The 17,220-nt window shown below is 41.6% G+C and carries 18 protein-coding genes; 16 read left to right on the top strand and 2 right to left on the bottom strand.

Going from position 1 to position 17,220, the window contains the following annotated elements; translation table 11 throughout:
- Positions 1-32 precede the first annotated feature (32 nt).
- From comA to I872_RS08750, 5 genes are all read left to right on the top strand, one after another.
- Positions 33-2,186, top strand: coding sequence for a peptide cleavage/export ABC transporter ComA (gene comA / locus I872_RS08770; RefSeq protein ID WP_015605745.1), 2,154 nt, complete (start codon positions 33-35; stop codon positions 2,184-2,186).
- 14 nt (positions 2,187-2,200) lie between these two features.
- Positions 2,201-3,556, top strand: a complete 1,356-nt coding sequence (locus I872_RS08765) for a bacteriocin secretion accessory protein (protein ID WP_015605744.1) — start codon at positions 2,201-2,203, stop codon at positions 3,554-3,556.
- Positions 3,557-3,835: 279 nt separating this feature from the next.
- Positions 3,836-4,414 (top strand): TetR/AcrR family transcriptional regulator, encoded by a 579-nt coding sequence (locus tag I872_RS08760; protein WP_015605743.1) that lies wholly within the window; start codon positions 3,836-3,838, stop codon positions 4,412-4,414.
- On the top strand, positions 4,411-5,091 hold the full coding sequence (locus I872_RS08755) for an ABC transporter ATP-binding protein (protein WP_015605742.1): 681 nt from the start codon (positions 4,411-4,413) through the stop codon (positions 5,089-5,091). Before I872_RS08760 ends, I872_RS08755 begins: the two co-directional genes overlap by 4 nt.
- A gap of 3 nt (positions 5,092-5,094) precedes the next feature.
- Positions 5,095-6,246 (top strand): FtsX-like permease family protein, encoded by a 1,152-nt coding sequence (locus I872_RS08750; protein WP_015605741.1) that lies wholly within the window; start codon positions 5,095-5,097, stop codon positions 6,244-6,246.
- 112 nt (positions 6,247-6,358) lie between these two features.
- On the opposite strand, the gene I872_RS08745 is transcribed toward I872_RS08750, so the two are convergent.
- Positions 6,359-6,886: an NUDIX hydrolase gene (locus I872_RS08745; protein WP_015605740.1), complete on the bottom strand. Its 528-nt coding sequence runs from the start codon at positions 6,884-6,886 to the stop codon at positions 6,359-6,361.
- Positions 6,887-7,007: 121 nt separating this feature from the next.
- On the opposite strand from I872_RS08745, the gene truA reads away from it, so the two are divergent.
- From truA to tig, 5 genes are all read left to right on the top strand, one after another.
- Positions 7,008-7,757, top strand: coding sequence for a tRNA pseudouridine(38-40) synthase TruA (truA, locus tag I872_RS08740; RefSeq protein ID WP_015605739.1), 750 nt, complete (start codon positions 7,008-7,010; stop codon positions 7,755-7,757).
- Entirely contained in the window at positions 7,747-8,508 is a 762-nt protein-coding gene (locus I872_RS08735) for a bifunctional hydroxymethylpyrimidine kinase/phosphomethylpyrimidine kinase (protein WP_015605738.1), read from the top strand. Before truA ends, I872_RS08735 begins: the two co-directional genes overlap by 11 nt.
- Complete coding sequence (locus tag I872_RS08730) at positions 8,498-8,980, top strand: ECF transporter S component (protein ID WP_015605737.1); 483 nt, start codon at positions 8,498-8,500, stop codon at positions 8,978-8,980. The genes I872_RS08735 and I872_RS08730 overlap by 11 nt, the downstream gene beginning before the upstream one ends.
- Positions 8,981-8,992: 12 nt before the next feature.
- Positions 8,993-9,556, top strand: coding sequence for a TIGR01440 family protein (locus I872_RS08725; protein ID WP_015605736.1), 564 nt, complete (start codon positions 8,993-8,995; stop codon positions 9,554-9,556).
- Positions 9,557-9,984: 428 nt separating this feature from the next.
- Positions 9,985-11,268 carry a trigger factor gene (gene tig / locus I872_RS08720; protein WP_005591726.1) on the top strand — a complete coding sequence of 428 codons (1,284 nt, stop codon included), beginning with the start codon at positions 9,985-9,987 and terminating at the stop codon, positions 11,266-11,268.
- Between the two features lie 174 nt (positions 11,269-11,442).
- On the opposite strand, the gene I872_RS08715 is transcribed toward tig, so the two are convergent.
- Positions 11,443-12,333: a helix-turn-helix domain-containing protein gene (locus tag I872_RS08715; RefSeq protein WP_015605735.1), complete on the bottom strand. Its 891-nt coding sequence runs from the start codon at positions 12,331-12,333 to the stop codon at positions 11,443-11,445.
- A 215-nt stretch (positions 12,334-12,548) separates the two neighbouring features.
- Between I872_RS08715 and I872_RS08710 the strand changes: the two genes are divergently transcribed.
- The 6 genes from I872_RS08710 (at position 12,549) to rpsI (ending at position 17,132) form a co-directional block, all read left to right on the top strand.
- Positions 12,549-12,917, top strand: coding sequence for a hypothetical protein (locus tag I872_RS08710; RefSeq protein WP_015605734.1), 369 nt, complete (start codon positions 12,549-12,551; stop codon positions 12,915-12,917).
- Between the two features lie 792 nt (positions 12,918-13,709).
- Positions 13,710-14,441 carry a 23S rRNA (guanosine(2251)-2'-O)-methyltransferase RlmB gene (rlmB, locus tag I872_RS08705; RefSeq protein WP_015605733.1) on the top strand — a complete coding sequence of 244 codons (732 nt, stop codon included), beginning with the start codon at positions 13,710-13,712 and terminating at the stop codon, positions 14,439-14,441.
- A 215-nt stretch (positions 14,442-14,656) separates the two neighbouring features.
- Positions 14,657-15,085, top strand: a complete 429-nt coding sequence (locus tag I872_RS08700) for a hypothetical protein (RefSeq protein ID WP_015605732.1) — start codon at positions 14,657-14,659, stop codon at positions 15,083-15,085.
- A gap of 142 nt (positions 15,086-15,227) precedes the next feature.
- Positions 15,228-16,091, top strand: a complete 864-nt coding sequence (locus tag I872_RS08695; RefSeq protein WP_015605731.1) for a DegV family protein — start codon at positions 15,228-15,230, stop codon at positions 16,089-16,091.
- Between the two features lie 183 nt (positions 16,092-16,274).
- Complete coding sequence (rplM, locus tag I872_RS08690) at positions 16,275-16,721, top strand: 50S ribosomal protein L13 (RefSeq protein ID WP_003026230.1); 447 nt, start codon at positions 16,275-16,277, stop codon at positions 16,719-16,721.
- A gap of 18 nt (positions 16,722-16,739) precedes the next feature.
- Complete coding sequence (gene rpsI, locus I872_RS08685) at positions 16,740-17,132, top strand: 30S ribosomal protein S9 (RefSeq protein WP_015605730.1); 393 nt, start codon at positions 16,740-16,742, stop codon at positions 17,130-17,132.
- Positions 17,133-17,220 lie beyond the last annotated feature (88 nt).

The raw sequence follows: 17,220 nt of genomic DNA, 5'->3' as shown, positions 1-17,220 counted from the left end.
AAATTTACACTTTTGTGAATAAAGGAGATTGTATGAGATTTACAAAGCGTCATTATAGAGCTCAAGTTGACGCTAGAGATTGTGGTGTAGCAGCGCTCGCCATGATTTATGGTTATTATGGTTCCTATTATTCTTTGGCCAGTTTGCGTGAAATGGCCAAAACGACCTTGAGGGGAACAACTGCTTTTGGGCTAGTGAAAGTTTCGGAAGAGTTAGGCTTTGAGACACGAGCCTTGAAAGCGGATATGTCTTTATTTGACATGAAAGGGGTTATCTATCCTTTTATCGCTCATGTCATCAAAGACAAGAAGATGCTTCATTACTACGTTGTGACTGGGCATGATAAACATTCGGTTCATATTGCTGACCCTGATCCAGCTGTTAAGATGACCAAGCTTTCTAAGGAACAGTTTGCGCAAGAGTGGACAGGTGTTTCTATTTTCATTGCCCCCGCACCGGAATATAGACCGCACAAGGAAAAGAAAAATGGTCTCTGGTCTTTTGTTCCAATTTTAATAAAGCAAAAAGGCTTGATTGCTAATATCGTTATCGCAACGATGCTGGTTACGATCATCAATATCGTGGGCTCTTACTATATGCAGGGGATTATTGATACCTATGTACCCAATCAGATGAGGAATACCTTAGGGATTATTTCTTTGGGTCTAATAGTCGTCTATATTCTGCAACAGATCCTATCCTATGCCCAGAATTATTTGCTTCTCATTTTGGGACAACGACTTTCGATTGATGTGATTTTATCCTATATCAAGCATGTCTTTCATCTACCTATGTCCTTTTTCGCTACGAGAAGGACAGGGGAAATCGTATCGCGCTTCAATGATGCCAATAGTATCATCGACGCCTTGGCTAGTACCATTCTCTCCATCTTCTTGGATGTCTCCATCGTTGTCGTCATGGCAGTTGTTTTGTTCTCGCAAAACTTCTATTTATTCTTTATCAGCTTGCTCTCGCTGCCGATCTATATTGTCGTGATTTTTGCCTTCATGAAACCATTTGAAAAAATGAATCGTGACACCATGGAATCCAATGCCATTCTGTCTTCTTCCATTATCGAGGATATCAATGGGATTGAGACGATCAAATCCTTGACCAGTGAGGATTTCCGCTATCAAAAGATTGATAGAGAATTTGTGGATTATTTGAAGAAATCATTTGCTTATAGTCGGATGGAGAATATCCAAATTGGTTTGAAGAAGACAGCTCAGCTCTTGCTGAATGTTGCAATCCTTTGGATGGGAGCCCTCTTGGTTATGGACAATAAAATGACCTTGGGGCAGCTGATTACTTATAACACTTTGCTGGTTTATTTCACGAATCCGCTGGAAAACATTATCAATTTACAGACCAAACTCCAAACAGCGCAAGTTGCCAATAATCGTTTGAATGAGGTTTATTTGGTTGATTCTGAGTTTATGGATAAAAAAGCGATTCGTGATTTGAGTATGACCAAGGGCAATATTGAGTTGCGGAATGTTAGCTATAAGTATGGCTATGGACGAAATGTCCTGTCAGATATTAACTTGACCATTGAAAGAGGCAGTAAGGTGGCCTTTGTCGGAATTTCTGGTTCTGGAAAGACGACCCTTGCTAAGATGATTGTGAATTTCTATGATCCGAACGAGGGAGAGATTCTGGTTAATAATATCAACCTCAATCAGATTGACAAACATGTCTTGCGGCGTCATATCAATTACTTGCCACAACAGCCTTATGTTTTTAATGGTACCATCTTGGAGAATGTTCTCCTAGGTGCCAAGCCTGGAACGACTCAGAAAGAGATCATTCGAGCGCTGGAAATTGCCGAGATTCGTGAAGACATTGAACGGATGCCTTTGAATTATCAAACAGAATTGACATCAGATGGTTCAGGGATTTCAGGTGGTCAGCGTCAGCGTTTGGCCTTAGCTCGGGCTCTTTTGACCGATGCTCCTGTTTTGATTCTCGATGAGGCGACCAGCAACCTTGATATCTTGACAGAGAAAAAGATTATTGACAACCTTTTAGAGTTGGACAAGACCATTATATTCATTGCCCATCGACTGACCATTGCAGAGCGATCTGAAAAAGTGGTCGTCCTGGACAAGGGCGAAATCGTAGAGCAAGGAACGCATGAGGAGCTGGTTGCTCAAGATGGCTTCTATGCTCATCTGGTAAATAGTTAGAAAGGAGAAAGAAGATGAAAGAACATTACTTAGAGAGTGCCGAATTTTATAATCGTAGATATTCTAGCTTTTCTGTGCACGTGATTTTACCGACTTTCTTCTTATTGCTTTTTGTAGTTTTATTCTCTCTATTTGCTAAAAAAGAAATCACCATTACTTCAGGTGCCTCTATTGAGCCTAGCAAAATTTTGGCCAGCATCCAATCAACTAGTAACAATGCTATTGTTACTAATAACTTAAAGGAAAACAAGGTTGTTAAAAAAGGGGATCTTTTAGTTCAGTATAAGTCTGATAGCGAAAATACTCAGAAAGAAACCTTCTCCTCTCAAGTGGAAAGCTTGAAGGAGCAAAAACGGCAGTTGGAATTGCTACAAGAAAGTCTGAAGACGGGGACTAGCCAGTTTTCAGGAGAGGATCGCTTCGGTTATGAGCAGGCCTTTAATGACTATAAGAGTCAAGCTGCTAGCATCCGTAGCAACACCGAACAACAGAATTCGACCATTGCTTCTCAAAATTCAGCGGCTAGCAATTCACAGGCAGAGCTGGGAAATTTGATCAATGAAACCAATGCTAAATTGGCGGATTATCAAACGCTTAGAAACGCCATCCAAAATGGGACAAGTGTCCCTTCGACCAATGCTGGTTATAGCATTTATCAGGCTTATGAGGCGCAAGCCGTTGCTGATAGTCAAGGTCAGCTAAAGAGTCAAGTTCTGTCGCAGATTGACAATCAGATTTCGCAGTTTGAATCAGCTCTTTCGGGTTATCGGGTGCAGTATGCAGGTTCCGGTGCTCAGCAAGCCTATTCTGGAAGTTTGGATAGCCAGCTTGAATCCTTGAAAGCTCAACAATTGACTAAAGTTGGCCAAGAGTTGACGGCCTTGAATCAAAAGATTTTAGAAGTTGAAAACAATCTCAAGGTGCAAGGTGGTATTACTCAAAAGGGCATGATCACAGCAACTGAAGATGGTATTCTCCACCTAAATCCTGAAACAGCAGGAGCGAATTTGGTTCCCGAAGGGAAGTTGCTCGCTCAGTTGTATCCTGTTTTGACCAAGGAAAAAAAGGTGATTATCACCACTTATGTGACCTCAAAAGATGTTGCTAGTCTGAAAAAAGGTGAAACTCTACGTTTCACTGCAATGGACGAAAATAATAAAGAGTTTGTTCTCAAATCTAAAATTTCGAACATTGATAGCAATGCAACAAAGACGGAAAAAGGAAACTTCTTTAAAGTGGAAGCTGAAACAACCTTAACCGATGCTCAGGCCAAGAAAATGCGTTATGGTGTTGAAGGTCGTGCGGTTGTCATCACAGGAAGCAAGACCTACTTTGACTATTACTTGGATGAATTCTTAAGAAGAGATTAAGTTGAGAATAACCGATAAGTTTTGCTTGAAGTTCTTATCTCGCAAATATGAAAAAACCATGGTTGTGCCATGATTTGTACGGATTCCTAAAAGATAGAGGAAAAGAGTTTGTTTGTTACCCTCTTGTTGACTAAATGAGGATCCCGTTTTATTTGGCGATTTATCATATAAAAAATCGAAGCCGAGAGGCTTCTTTTTTACTTGTTTTTTGATGTTTTGTGTGATATTATAGTTAAAGAAACAATTGTTGCGCAACAGTTGTTCTCAAAAGGAGTTTCTATGCCACCTAAAAATAAATTTACTCGTGATGAGATTATTCAAGCAGCTCTAGGGATTGTCAGAGAAGCCGGCTTAGCTGGTTTGACTGCTCGTTCTCTGGCTGAACGTTTGCAGTCTAGTCCTAAGGTTATTTTCGGTCAGTTTGAAAATATGGAGGATTTAAGTCATTCGGTTGTTCGGGCAGCTGAGTTTGTCCTAGTCCAATATATTCGTTCGGCTTTGGAGCGGGCCAAGCCTTTCAGAGCAGTTGGTATGGCTTATATCCTTTTTGCTAGTCAGGAGCCTCAGCTTTTTAAAATTCTCTATCTAAATCCTCACAAGCACCCCATTGAGTCTTTCAAGGACTTTTTACCTCAGAAAGACCATAGTTATCAGCAGATATTAGAGTCGATTGTGGAGGATTATCCCATGCACATAGAAAGTGCAGAGTTCGTGTATCAGCATTTGTTTATCTATTCTCATGGTCTGGCTAGCATGATAGCATCGGGTATTTATTCTTTTAGTCAGGAGGAAGTGACAGAACGTTTGACGCAAGTATTTACTGCCCTCCTAAAGGAAATGAAAGGAAAGCAAGAATGATTAGATTAAAGGGAATTCGTAAGTCCTACAGTGGAAGAGAAGTTTTAAAAGGAATCGACTTGGAGATTGCTGACCAAGATTACTTGGTCATTTTGGGAGCTTCTGGATCTGGAAAGTCAACCTTGCTCAACGTTTTATCAGGCCTAGAAAAACCAGACAGTGGTCATGTTTATTACGATGAGGAAGATCTATCCCAGCTGACAGAAGCTCAATTGACGGCTTTTCGTCGAGCGAAGATTGCCTTTATTTTTCAGCAGTATTTCTTACTTCCAAATCTTACAGTGGAGCAAAATGTCAAAATGGGTGCTAATCTAGCAGGCAATCAAGATTATGTCCGTATTTTGGAGGCTTTAGGTTTAGGTGATAAACTTCAGCATTATCCAAGTCAACTGTCAGGCGGTGAGCAGCAGCGGGTGGCTATTGCACGAGCCCTAGCTAAAAGACCACGTGTCCTCTTTTTGGACGAGCCGACTGGAGCCTTGGACGAAGCAACAGGTCGTCAGATTCTAGCCTATATTTCAAGTCTTCAAGAGGAGCTAGGATTTACGCTGGTCATGGTGACCCACAATGCAAATATTGCTCAGATGGCTAAGACCATTGTCCATATCAATAGCGGTCAGATTCAAAGCTTAGAGACAAATAGTCAGCCCAAGACGGCCTATGAGATTGGATGGTAAGCTATGTTTTCAATAAAAGATTTGTATAGATTAGTCGTTGTATCAATTATCAGCTTTTGTGCGGTCTTTGTGACCAATCTCTTCTTAAATTTTTATCTGGATATCCGTTTACTAGATCAAACAAATTGGTTGCCTGAGATTCGAGCTGCTTACGATGCTCAAGTTGCGATTTCTTGGTTGATTGCATCCATTAGCGGAGCTGTTTTATCCCTAACATCGATACTCCTTCTCTTCTTTTACATTCGGCAATTTATTGACCAGCATAAGCCAGAATTAGGAGTTTTAAAAGCTCTGGGCTATAAAAACTGGGAAATTGCTCGAAAGTTTTGGCTTTTTAGTCTTCCAATTGGTTTGGGAACAGGCACTGGCTATTTCTCTTCTTTTGCCATGATGCCGCATTTTTATCAGTTGCGTAATCAAAGCGGAGTTTTGCCTGAAATTACCATTAGGCAACATTGGTCCCTCTTCTTGTTTCTCGTTGTCTTGCCGACTCTTGCCTTTGCTGCTTTAGCCGTTCTCTACGCTAGTTATTGTCTACGCTTGCCTGCTTTAGACTTGCTCAAGCGGGTCAGCCCTAGTCGAAAGTCACCAAAAAGGAAAACAGTAAAGCAAATAAGGAAAGACAGCCCCTTTTTAAAAGACCTTTCTGCCAGCCTGCTCTGGTCTAGAAAATTATTAATATTCTTTGTCATTTTCGGTTCGATGTGCTTTTCAGCTATGATTCAACTATCATTTGGCATGAAGGAATTGACAGATGAAACTATTCAGATAATGATGATGTCAATCGGTACTGTCCTGTCAGTAGCAATCCTCTATCTGTCGCTGGGAGTGCTCCTGCAGGAAAATCAGGAAACACTGGCTATTATGAAGGTTTTTGGTTATAGCAAAAATGATTGTCATAAGAGTTTATTTGCTCCCTACCGCTTTCTTGCCTTTTTGGGCTTTGTTTTAGGAACGGGCTATCAGTATGGGATTATGCAGCTTTTACTTAGATTGATGGAAAAATCAATAGCTCAGAAAGTTGAGTATGATTTTGATTTTGGAGTCTGCCTGATGACTTTGTTGATCTTTACCTTAGTCTATGAAAGTTTCATCTATGTATCCAGCAGGAAGATAGATCAACTGACCATCAAGCAGGTGATGCTGGGAGAATAAAAAGGACTGGGACAAAAGTCCTAGCCTCTTAATTGTCTTTTGGATTGTCGAGCACGACGCAGTGGTTGAGTGGGCTCTACTACGCTGATTTCATCAGCTTTTACAGCCCTACTCAACTGTGCGGAGGTGGGACGACGAAATCGAATTCTAACGAATTACCGATTTCTGTCCCACTCTCTTTTTTACTAATGATATGCTGGATGCCTGTCTGGAGGTGCTTGAGGATGTGTGTGATTTCCTTTGGGAAAATTCTGTAGTTCTCCAAGTCTGTCAGGGGAATCCAATAGACTTGTTCTTGCTTATGTTGATAGTCAAATTGCTTACCGTGAGACTTCATCAGATAATAGAAGCAAATCTCATGACAGTCTAGCCCTTTGAGGATGCCGGTTGAGTTGGAAAATAAATTTTCATGGATAAAAGCTAGCTTTTCAATCTCATACGTTTGTCCAGTTTCTTCGAAAACTTCTCGCTGAACAGCTTCTTTGGAGGTTTCTCCAAATCTGACTGCCCCTCCCACTGAATAGAAATAGTCCTCGCTAGGAGAAGATATGACACAGAGGGCTTCCTCCTCAATGATGAGTGCAGCAGCCCGATAGCGAAAGTGCTCCTGCCCTTGCCTATAAGAAATATCCTTTGCCATAGTAACCTCCTTGCGTTTTTTAGTTTACTTGATTTAGAGCTTTCTGTCAACACTTTCTGTACCCAGACAGTTCCTATCTTTCTCTCTTGCGACAGGCTTTTTTTCCTGTTAGAATAATGGCATGACTCGTTATAAAGCCCTTATTTCCTACGACGGACATGACTTTGCTGGCTTTCAGCGCCAGCCTCATGCTCGGAGCGTTCAGGAAGAGATTGAAAAAACCTTAACTCGTATCAACAAAGGCCAGCCCATTGTCATCCACGGAGCTGGTCGAACCGACAGCGGCGTTCATGCGCTTGGGCAGGTCATTCACTTTGACCTCCCGTCAGCTAGGGATGAAGAAAAGCTGCGTTTTGCCTTGGATACCCAGACACCAGAAGATATTGATGTCATTTCTGTGGAGGAAGTGACGGAAGATTTTCATGCCCGTTACAAGCCGCACAGCAAGACCTATGAGTTTCTGGTGGATATTGGTCGGCCAAAAAATCCAATGATGCGCCACTATGCGACCCACTATCCCTATCCTTTGGAGATTCCTCTGATGGAGCAGGCTATTAAAGCCTTGGAGGGAACGCATGATTTTACAGGTTTTACAGCCTCGGGTACCAGTGTGGAAAATAAGGTTCGCACGATTACAAAGGCTAGTCTGACTTTTGATGAGCAACGCAATTTTCTAGTCTTTACGTTTTCTGGCAATGGCTTTCTCTATAAGCAAATCCGCAACATGGTGGGAACCCTGCTCAAGATTGGAAATAAGCGGATGCCAGTCAACCAAATCGAACGGATTTTAGAAGAAAAAGATCGGCAGCTAGCTGGCCCAACCGCAGCGCCTAATGGTCTTTACCTAAAGGAGATTAACTATGAAGAATAAGCTGATTTTAGCCCTCTCTGGCAATGATATTTTTAGTGGTGGTGGTCTCCACGCGGATCTAGCTACTTATACGGTCCATGGCCTGCATGGCTTTGTAGCGGTGACTTGCTTAACCGCTATGACAGACAAGGGATTTGAAGTTCTTCCGACCGACGAGCAGGTCTTTGCGCAGCAACTCTCTTCGCTCAAAGATGTGCCTTTTTCGGCTATAAAGTTGGGCTTGTTACCGACGGTTGCCATTGCAGATCAGGTTCTGGAGTTCGTCAAAAAGCAAGCGGGCATACCAGTCGTGCTAGACCCTGTCCTAGTCTGTAAGGAAACCCACGATGTGGAAGTTTCGGCCCTCCGAGATGAATTGATCAAATTTTTCCCTTATACGACCATTATCACGCCCAATCTACCAGAAGCAGAGATCCTGACCCAGTCGGAGATTAAGACTTTGGATGACCTCAAGGCTGCGGCTGTGGCTCTCCATGAACTGAGAGCTCAAAATGTCGTGATCAAGGGAGGAAATCGTTTTAGCCAAGATCAGGCTATAGATTTATTTTACGATGGCAAAGACTTTCAGTTGCTAGAAAGCCCTGTTTTGCCAAATAATAATACAGGAGCAGGCTGTACCTTTGCTTCGAGCATAGCTAGTCAGCTTTTGGCAGGTCAATCCCCTCTTGAAGCCGTCAACTATTCAAAAGATTTTGTTTACCGCGCTATCCAGCGCTCAGATCAGTATGGAGTTATTCAATATGAAAAATAATCAGACACGAAAAATCGCTTTGCTGGCTGTCATTACAGCCCTATCCATTGTTTTAGGAAACTTTTTCAAAATCCCTACGCCAACTGGCTTTCTGACCTTGCTAGATGCTGGGATTTACTTTACCGCATTTTATTTTGGTCGTAAGGAAGGAGCTTTGGTTGGTGGTCTGTCCGGTCTCTTGATTGACCTAGTGGCCGGCTATCCTCAGTGGATGGTCTTTAGCCTCATCTGCCATGGTCTTCAAGGCTACTTTGCCGGCTTCACTGGCAAGCAGCGTTATATCGGCTTGCTCTTGGCTGGACTTGCCATGGTAGGCGGCTATGCCCTCTTTGGTAGTATCTTGAGTGGACCGGGTGCAGCTATCGCAGCGATTTGGGGCAATGTCATGCAAAATATTTTTGGCTTGGTGGTCGGCTATGCCCTTTACAGAGCTTTTCCCCTTGTCTTGAAAAGAGCCCTTCAGCCAGAGTAAGTGAGGTCAAAGATGGATTTAGAGAAGCTTGAAAAGGAGACCAGACAGATCGCTACAGATGTCTTGGACAAGGCGGGTTTGGTTAAGGGAAATATTTTTGTCCTAGGTCTATCTTCTAGTGAAGTCATGGGGGGACAGATTGGCCAGCATTCCAGCAGGGAAGTCGGTCAAGTCATTGTCAAGACCTTGCTAGATATTCTGCAAGCACGGGGAATTTACTTGGCCGTTCAAGGCTGCGAGCACCTCAACCGCGCCTTGGTCGTAGAGCGAGAATTGGCAGAAAAGAAAGACCTAGAAATTGTCAATGTCCTGCCCAGCCTCCATGCAGGCGGGAGTAGCCAGCTAGCAGCTTTTGATTATATGGAAGATCCTGTGGAGGTTGAGTTCATCACAGCCCATGCTGGCTTGGATGTGGGAGATACATCCATCGGAATGCATGTCAAGCATGTTCAGGTTCCTATTCGCCCTCAACTGCGCAGTTTGGGACAGGCTCACGTTACTGCCCTTGCCAGTCGTCCCAAGTTGATTGGCGGAGCTAGAGCGTCTTATATCGAAGATAGGATTCGAAAATCCTAGTAGGATAGTAGAAAGAGGCTGGGACAAAAGTCCTAGCCTCTCAATTGTCTTTGGATTGTCGAGCAAGACGCAGTGGTTGAGTGGGCTATACTAGGCTGATTTCATCAGCTTTTACAGCCCTACTCAACTGTGCGGAGGTGGGACGACGAAATCGAATTCTAACGAATTACCGATTTTTGTCCCACTCTCTTTTCCCAAATGGTAGACTTTGCTTGTCGCTTCTCGTGCTAGCAAAGAAAGTAAATTGACAGTTATAGGAAAATATTGTCTGCTAAGAGTTGGGCAAATGGTCAAAAAAGAGCAAAAAGTGGCTTGGATTTTGGCTTATGAAAGGGGAAAAAGGCGAAAAATAAAAGGTGTCGCTTGAAAAAACTGCTACTTATGTTATAATGGATTGTATGTAAAAAATTTGAAGGAGAACTGACAGAATGTCTGTATCATTTGAAAACAAAGAAACAAATCGTGGAGTGTTGACTTTTACTATCGGTCAAGACCAAATCAAACCTGCTTTGGATCGTGCTTTTAATGCAGTTAAGAAAAATATTGCTGTACCAGGTTTCCGTAAAGGTCATATTCCTCGTCCAGTCTTCAACCAACGTTTTGGTGAAGAATCACTTTATCAAGATGTCTTGAATGCCTTGCTTCCAGCAGCTTATGAAGCAGCTGTGAAAGAAGCTGGTCTTGAAGTGGTTGCACAACCAAAAATTGATGTGACTTCAATGGAAAAAGGCCAAGACTGGGTCATCACTGCTGATGTTGTGACAAAACCTGAAGTGAAATTGGGTGCTTACAAAGACCTTGAAGTATCTGTAGAAGTTTCTAAGGAAGTGACTGATGCTGAAGTTGACGAGCGCATTGAGCGTGAACGCAACAACTTGGCTGAATTGGTTCTGAAAGATGGAGCAGCAGCTGAAGGAGATACAGTTGTCATCGACTTTGTTGGTTCTGTTGACGGTGTTGAATTTGACGGCGGAAAAGGCGATAACTTCTCACTTGGACTCGGTTCAGGTCAATTCATCCCAGGCTTCGAAGACCAATTGGTTGGTCACTCAGCTGGTGAAACAGTAGACGTTGTTGTAACCTTCCCAGAAGACTACCAAGCAGCTGATCTTGCTGGTAAAGAAGCAAAATTCGTTACAACAATCCATGAAGTAAAAGAAAAAGAAGTTCCAGCTCTTGATGATGAACTTGCAAAAGACATCGACGAAGAAGTTGAAACTCTTGCTGAATTGAAAGAAAAATACCGTAAAGAATTAGCAGAAGCGAAAGAAGCAGCTTACAACGATGCAGTTGAAGCAGCAGCGATTGATCTTGCAGTAGAAAATGCAGAAATCGTTGACCTTCCAGAAGAAATGATTCACGAAGAAGTTCATCGCGCTGTGAACGAATTCCTCGGCAACATGCAACGTCAAGGTATCTCTCCTGATATGTACTTCCAAATCACTGGTACAACTCAAGAAGACCTTCACAAACAATATGAAGCAGATGCTGCAGCACGCACTAAGACCAACCTTGTTGTAGAAGCAGTTGCGAAAGCAGAAGGCTTTGAAGCTAGCGCTGAAGAAGTTGAAGCTGAAATCACTTCATTGGCAACAGACTACAACATGGAAGCAGACCGCGTTCGCCAATTGCTTTCAGAAGAAATGCTTAAACATGATATCGCTGTTAAAAAAGCAGTTGAAGTTATCACAAGCACTGCTAAAGTAAAATAATAGCTTCTAGTCAACCCTAGTGGATGACAAATGCAAGCACAGGAGAGAACGATTTGTTCTCTCTTTTTTTGATGTTGGAGGGGTAGTTTAAAATGGGAAAGCTAATCTTTAGATTAAAATAAGCTCTACAATTCCTACAGGAAGTTAATCTCTGTAGAAATTATAGAGCTCATATCACAACATCCATGGCATACCCATTTCGTTTAATGCTTTAGTAGCATGAAATGCAGCTATTTCATTTTCAATAATTTTTAATAACTCATCTTCCTCAAGTAAACGTAATATTTCAAGATTCTTTTGTATTAGCTCTTCATCAGCATCACAAATTCCGATTCTAGCCGAATGAAATGCAATTGCATCATACCGTTTAAGTAATTTTGCTGTTTTAACAACGATCGAACAAATATGACTACACATGGGATAGTGTTTATAATAAAAATAAAAGGTGGACAAATTTGATAGGATGGCTAGCTTTATAGGAAGGATATTTTGAAAATCAGAGTATTTTTCTAGTCTGTGAAGAATTAATTGAGTTGTATCTATAATGGTCTCAGCAGGAAGGACAAAAAGAATGGAGTTTAAAATGTTGAAATCTGATGCGTACCATGTATCATGATATTTCAAATCGTTCCATAGAATATCAACGATATCTTGTGTCACTTTATCTATGTTTAAAATTCCATTCTTTCTAATTTGAAGTACAACGGTCAAAGATTGGTGCAATTTTTGGATAGAGATATCACAATGAGTTTTTAGATAAGATTCACATTTTTTATGAATAGCTTCAAGTTCTCTTACTCCACTAATTGAATGAATATTGCTGATTTCATTGAAGAGTTCGATATGCTCGCTAGGTTGGTAAAGATTACAAATATAATCAAATTCATCAAAGCTCATATTAATTTGTTGAAGTAAAAAAGCCATGTTCTCATACTTTGGAACGACAAGTCCATTCTCTATCTTAGAGAGTGTTGTGGGAGATAGTACATTGCCACACACATCTGACTGAGTGAGGTTTTTAGACTTTCTAATTTCTTTATAAACTTTTCCAAAATCATATCTCATATCATAATCTCCAAAAAAACTTGAAAATAGTTAAAACAATACTACATGATTCTGACTACATTATATAATTTAGTAAGGAGGAATGCAAAGAAATATAAAAAATTTCAAGTCGTAAATTATGTTCTATCATTTTCTTATATATTCTTAACAAACTCTATGTTAGGCTAGAGGACTGTGTAGGATATGGAATTTGGAATAAGAAAGTAGGTCAAAAAATGGCTAAGAAAAAGATACTGTTAACTTTATCAGTCGTAGCATTAGGAATTGCTTCATATACTTTGCTGAAACCAGTTATTGCAGAAACAACAATCGGCAAAACAAACGAAAATCAGACGATTTCAATTTATAAGAATTTACTAAAAGGTAAATCTGAAAAAGAGATTAATGACTACTTTTCAGGTTTATCAGACAGTAAACTGATTATTGCAGACAAATCAGGTGGTTTTACAACTAGCTCTACAGATGATTACAGTAATCCAGTAGAGACAACCGATGAGAATGGCAATAAAGAATTAAAATCTTTCCAAGATAAAAGTGTTGCTGCAACAGTTGGTGAAATCAAAGAAGCACTTAAGAATAACTAAATCAGACAACTTGCTGATGTTAATTGCTAGTTGCTGAATTAGAGAGAAAGAGAGTGGGACAAAAGTCCGACCTCAAATATAAAAAGCGAACAAGACTAGTTTTCTGGTAATCAGAATTCTGCTTTGTTCGCTTTTCGCATTTAATTATAGATTTGAAGGGCTTAATAATTAAGATTTTTAAAAATTGAAATTCTTTTTGTCCCAAACTCTTCTTGTCTCGTGTTTAGTTATTTGCCTCTAGGATAAGAACTTTAATCTCTTGGTGTGACTGCTTAGAGAAAGTGAGTTTAGCCTAGGCCTCGGCTGGTCACTTTTACTATAGATTCATGGCAACCTAGGCCTCGGCTGGCCACTTTTCCTATAGATTCATAGCAATCTAGGCCTCGGCCAGTCACTTTCCCTATAGAATCATGGCAATCTAGACCTCGGCTGGTTACTTTTCCTATAGTTTCTTGGCAACTTAGGCCTTGGCTGGTCGCTTTTCCTATAGATTCATAGCAATCTAGGCCTCGGCCGGTCACTTTCCTTTAGTTTTTAAGGTAAATGATGCTTGAGATAGCCGTTGGCCAAAAGTAAGTGTCTGACGAGGGGGGATTTCTTTCTGTTTGGAAACCAGCTAGCAGAACTGGCTAGGCTAGCTGGTTTCTAAGTCTCAAATAAGGAATGTTTTCAAAAACAAATAGGATAACGAAAAGCAGTTTTTAGCTGCTTACTGAGAAATGCTAGGCTGTCATAGAGAGATATTTAGCTTTTAGACAGATTTTTTGGGGGAGCTTGTGATATACTGTTAGTATGGAAAAAAATGATATTGTTTACGGCGTGCATGCTGTGACCGAGGCCTTGATGGCCAATACGGGAAATAAACTTTACATTCAGGACGACTTGCGTGGCAAAAACGTGAGCAAACTGAAAGATCTGGCAGCAGAAAAGAAGGTCTCCATCTCTTGGACACCCAAGAAAACCTTGCAGGAGATGACGGATGGAGCCGTTCACCAAGGCTTTGTCTTGCGGGTATCGGAGTTTGCCTATGCAGATTTGGCGGATGTTTTGAAAAAAGCGGAGCAGGAAGAGAATCCTCTGCTGTTGATTTTGGATGGCTTGACAGACCCGCATAATCTAGGCTCTATCTTACGGACGGCTGACGCTACCAATGTCACGGGAGTGCTCATTCCCAAGCACCGAGCAGTCGGCGTGACACCAGTTGTGGCCAAGACCTCTACGGGCGCTATCGAGCACATTCCTATTGCCCGTGTGACCAATCTCAGCCAGACTCTGGACAAGCTCAAGGAAGCTGGCTTCTGGATTTTTGGGACGGATATGCAGGGGACACCTGTTCATAAGTGGAATACGGCAGGAAAGTTGGCCCTCATCATCGGCAACGAAGGCAAGGGGATTTCCAGCAACATCAAGAAGCAGGTGGACGAAATGCTGACCATTCCTATGAATGGCCATGTCCAAAGCCTCAATGCTAGCGTCGCAGCTGCCATTCTCATGTATGAAGTTTTTAGAAATCGGGTGGGCTAATGCAAGTACTTGGGAGTTATACGTTAGAAAAATACTAAACAGAAAAGTTTGAGCCGATTATTTATGCTATCTACCATAATAAAAGAGAAGATAATTATTGCTTTTGCTTTGAAATCACTGAGGAAGCAGACCAGTATCCCTTAGAGGACTTATTGACCCAATATTCCTTGAATTGCACGGATTTATACGGTCAAGGAAGTCAGGTAAATGGATCCTTGAAATATCTGGTTGAGGTAGAAACCTTATCCACTGATAAGGCGGATTTCATTAGCATTCTAAATTTTTCTACAATTTTAAATAAAGAGATTGTGAATTATGTAAAAGGAAAATATGAGTACCTTGCTGAAAAGAGATGTATGAGTTCCTTTTATATGGGAAACCAAAAAGTGGAAGTTCCTGTCCTTGCTTACCGAAGTGACAACTCTGGGATGGTTTCTTTTCAAAATATATATCCAGAAGGACAATTAACAAATTTATTTTTAGAAGATAAAAAATATGATGTTGAGTGTTTAGATGGGGAATGGACCTGTATTGAATTGCTGAATGGCAAAGCAAACTTGATTTTAAACAATTCACAAGATGAATATTTCCAATATATTTTTGATTTGAAAGGTTTTCAAGGTGTCAGTCCTGTTCTAGACTGATCGAGCGAAATAGCTTTTCTAAAAAGTAAGTAATTTCCAATAGCTAGTCCCGATATAGTGGCAGTCAAACCACCACGAATAACCCGCTGATGTCCATGGAGAAGTCTTCTCTGTGGCAACTAAAAGATGATGGAGAAAAAAGATGACCTTTAAAATTTTAACGGATTCGACGGCAGACCTGCCAGAAAGCTGGACTCAAGAACATGATGTGCAGGTTCTGGGCTTAACCATTCAGCTGGATGGCCAAACCTACGAGACTGTCGGACCGGATAAGCTGACCAGTGAGCAGCTTTTAGCCAAGATGGAGTCTGGCAGCAAGCCAACTACCAGCCAGATCAATGTCGGCCAATTTGAAGATGTTTTCCGCCAGTATGCTCAGGAGGGCACAGCAGTTCTCTATGTGGCTTTTGCTTCCGCCCTGTCTGGTACCTACCAAAGTGCAGTTATGGCGCGGGAGATGGTCTTAGAGGATTATCCTGAGGCAATCATCACAATCCTTGATACCAAGGCAGCTTCGATGGGTGAAGGGCTCTTGGTTATGAAGGCTGTAGAAGCTAGAGCGGCAGGTCAGAGCCTAGAGCAGACGGCAGACTTGATTCAAAGTCTGGTTCCTAGAGTAAAGACTTATTTCTTAGTAGATGACCTCAACCATCTTATGCGGGGTGGCCGTATTTCCAAGGCAGCGGCTCTTATGGGAAGCTTGGTCAATATCAAGCCCATCATCGCAGTCACAGCTGACGGAAGTCTGGATTCGGTCGCTAAGGTGCGAGGCAAGAAGAAGGCGCAGGCTGAGGTGGTTCGGATGACCTTAGAGACGATTTCTGATCCGCGGGTGGTAGTCGCCTATGCAGGTGAAAAAGAAGTTGCTGAAACTGTCAAAGAGCAGCTTTTAGCTTCTGGACAAATCACAGAAGTTCTCATCCTGCCTCTTGGTCCGGTTATTTCGACGCATACTGGTCCAGGTACCCTAGGACTCTTTAGCATTGGCAGTGAACTTTCAGACTAAATAGAAATGAAATCGTTATTTTATAAATAATTGCATCAAATATATTGACTTTTGGTTAGAAAATTTGGTATGATAGTAGGCGGTATTGTTTACCCCATTTGTAAGGCCCCGGAACCTTTCAAATAACCCGCGGACCGGAACATCCGCCCTGTAAACAAAAACGATATTCATATAGGAGAAATCATGAACAAAACAACATACATGGCTAAGCCAGGTGAAGTTGAACGCAAATGGTATGTAGTAGACGCTACTGATGTACCTCTTGGACGCCTTTCTGCAGTTGTAGCAAGCGTACTTCGTGGAAAAAACAAACCAACATTCACACCACACACTGATACAGGTGACTTCGTAATCGTTATCAACGCTGAAAAAGTTAAATTGACTGGTAAAAAAGCAACTGATAAAGTTTACTACACTCACTCAATGTACCCAGGTGGTTTGAAGTCTATCACTGCTGGTGAACTTCGCTCTAAGAACGCTGTTCGTTTGATCGAAAAATCAGTTAAAGGTATGCTTCCACACAATACTCTTGGCCGTGCTCAAGGTATGAAGTTGAAAGTATTTGTAGGCGCTGAGCACACTCACGCTGCACAACAACCAGAAGTTCTTGATATTTCAGGACTTATCTAAGGAAAGGAACAATAAAGTATGTCACAAGCACAATATGCAGGTACTGGACGTCGTAAAAACGCTGTTGCACGCGTTCGCCTTGTTCCAGGAACTGGTAAAATCACTGTAAACAAAAAAGATGTTGAAGAGTACATCCCACACGCTGACCTTCGTTTGGTTATCAACCAACCATTCGCAGTTACTTCAACTGTTGGTCAATACGACGTTTTCGTAAACGTTAATGGTGGTGGCTACGCTGGTCAATCAGGCGCTATCCGTCACGGTATCGCTCGTGCCCTTCTTCAAGTAGACCCAGACTTCCGCGATTCATTGAAACGCGCAGGCCTTCTTACTCGTGATGCTCGTATGGTAGAACGTAAGAAACCAGGCTTGAAAAAAGCTCGTAAAGCATCACAATTTAGTAAACGTTAAAACTTATTTAAACTTATTGAAAGCATTTCGTATCAAAAATACGGGATGCTTTTTCTGTTCACCCCAAATTTTTGTAACTAGGTGATAC

Origin of the sequence: Streptococcus cristatus AS 1.3089 (assembly GCF_000385925.1) — a bacterium.
In the GTDB taxonomy this organism is placed as follows: Bacteria; Bacillota; Bacilli; order Lactobacillales; family Streptococcaceae; genus Streptococcus; species Streptococcus cristatus_B.
This window is presented reverse-complemented; position numbering and strand designations above follow the sequence as displayed.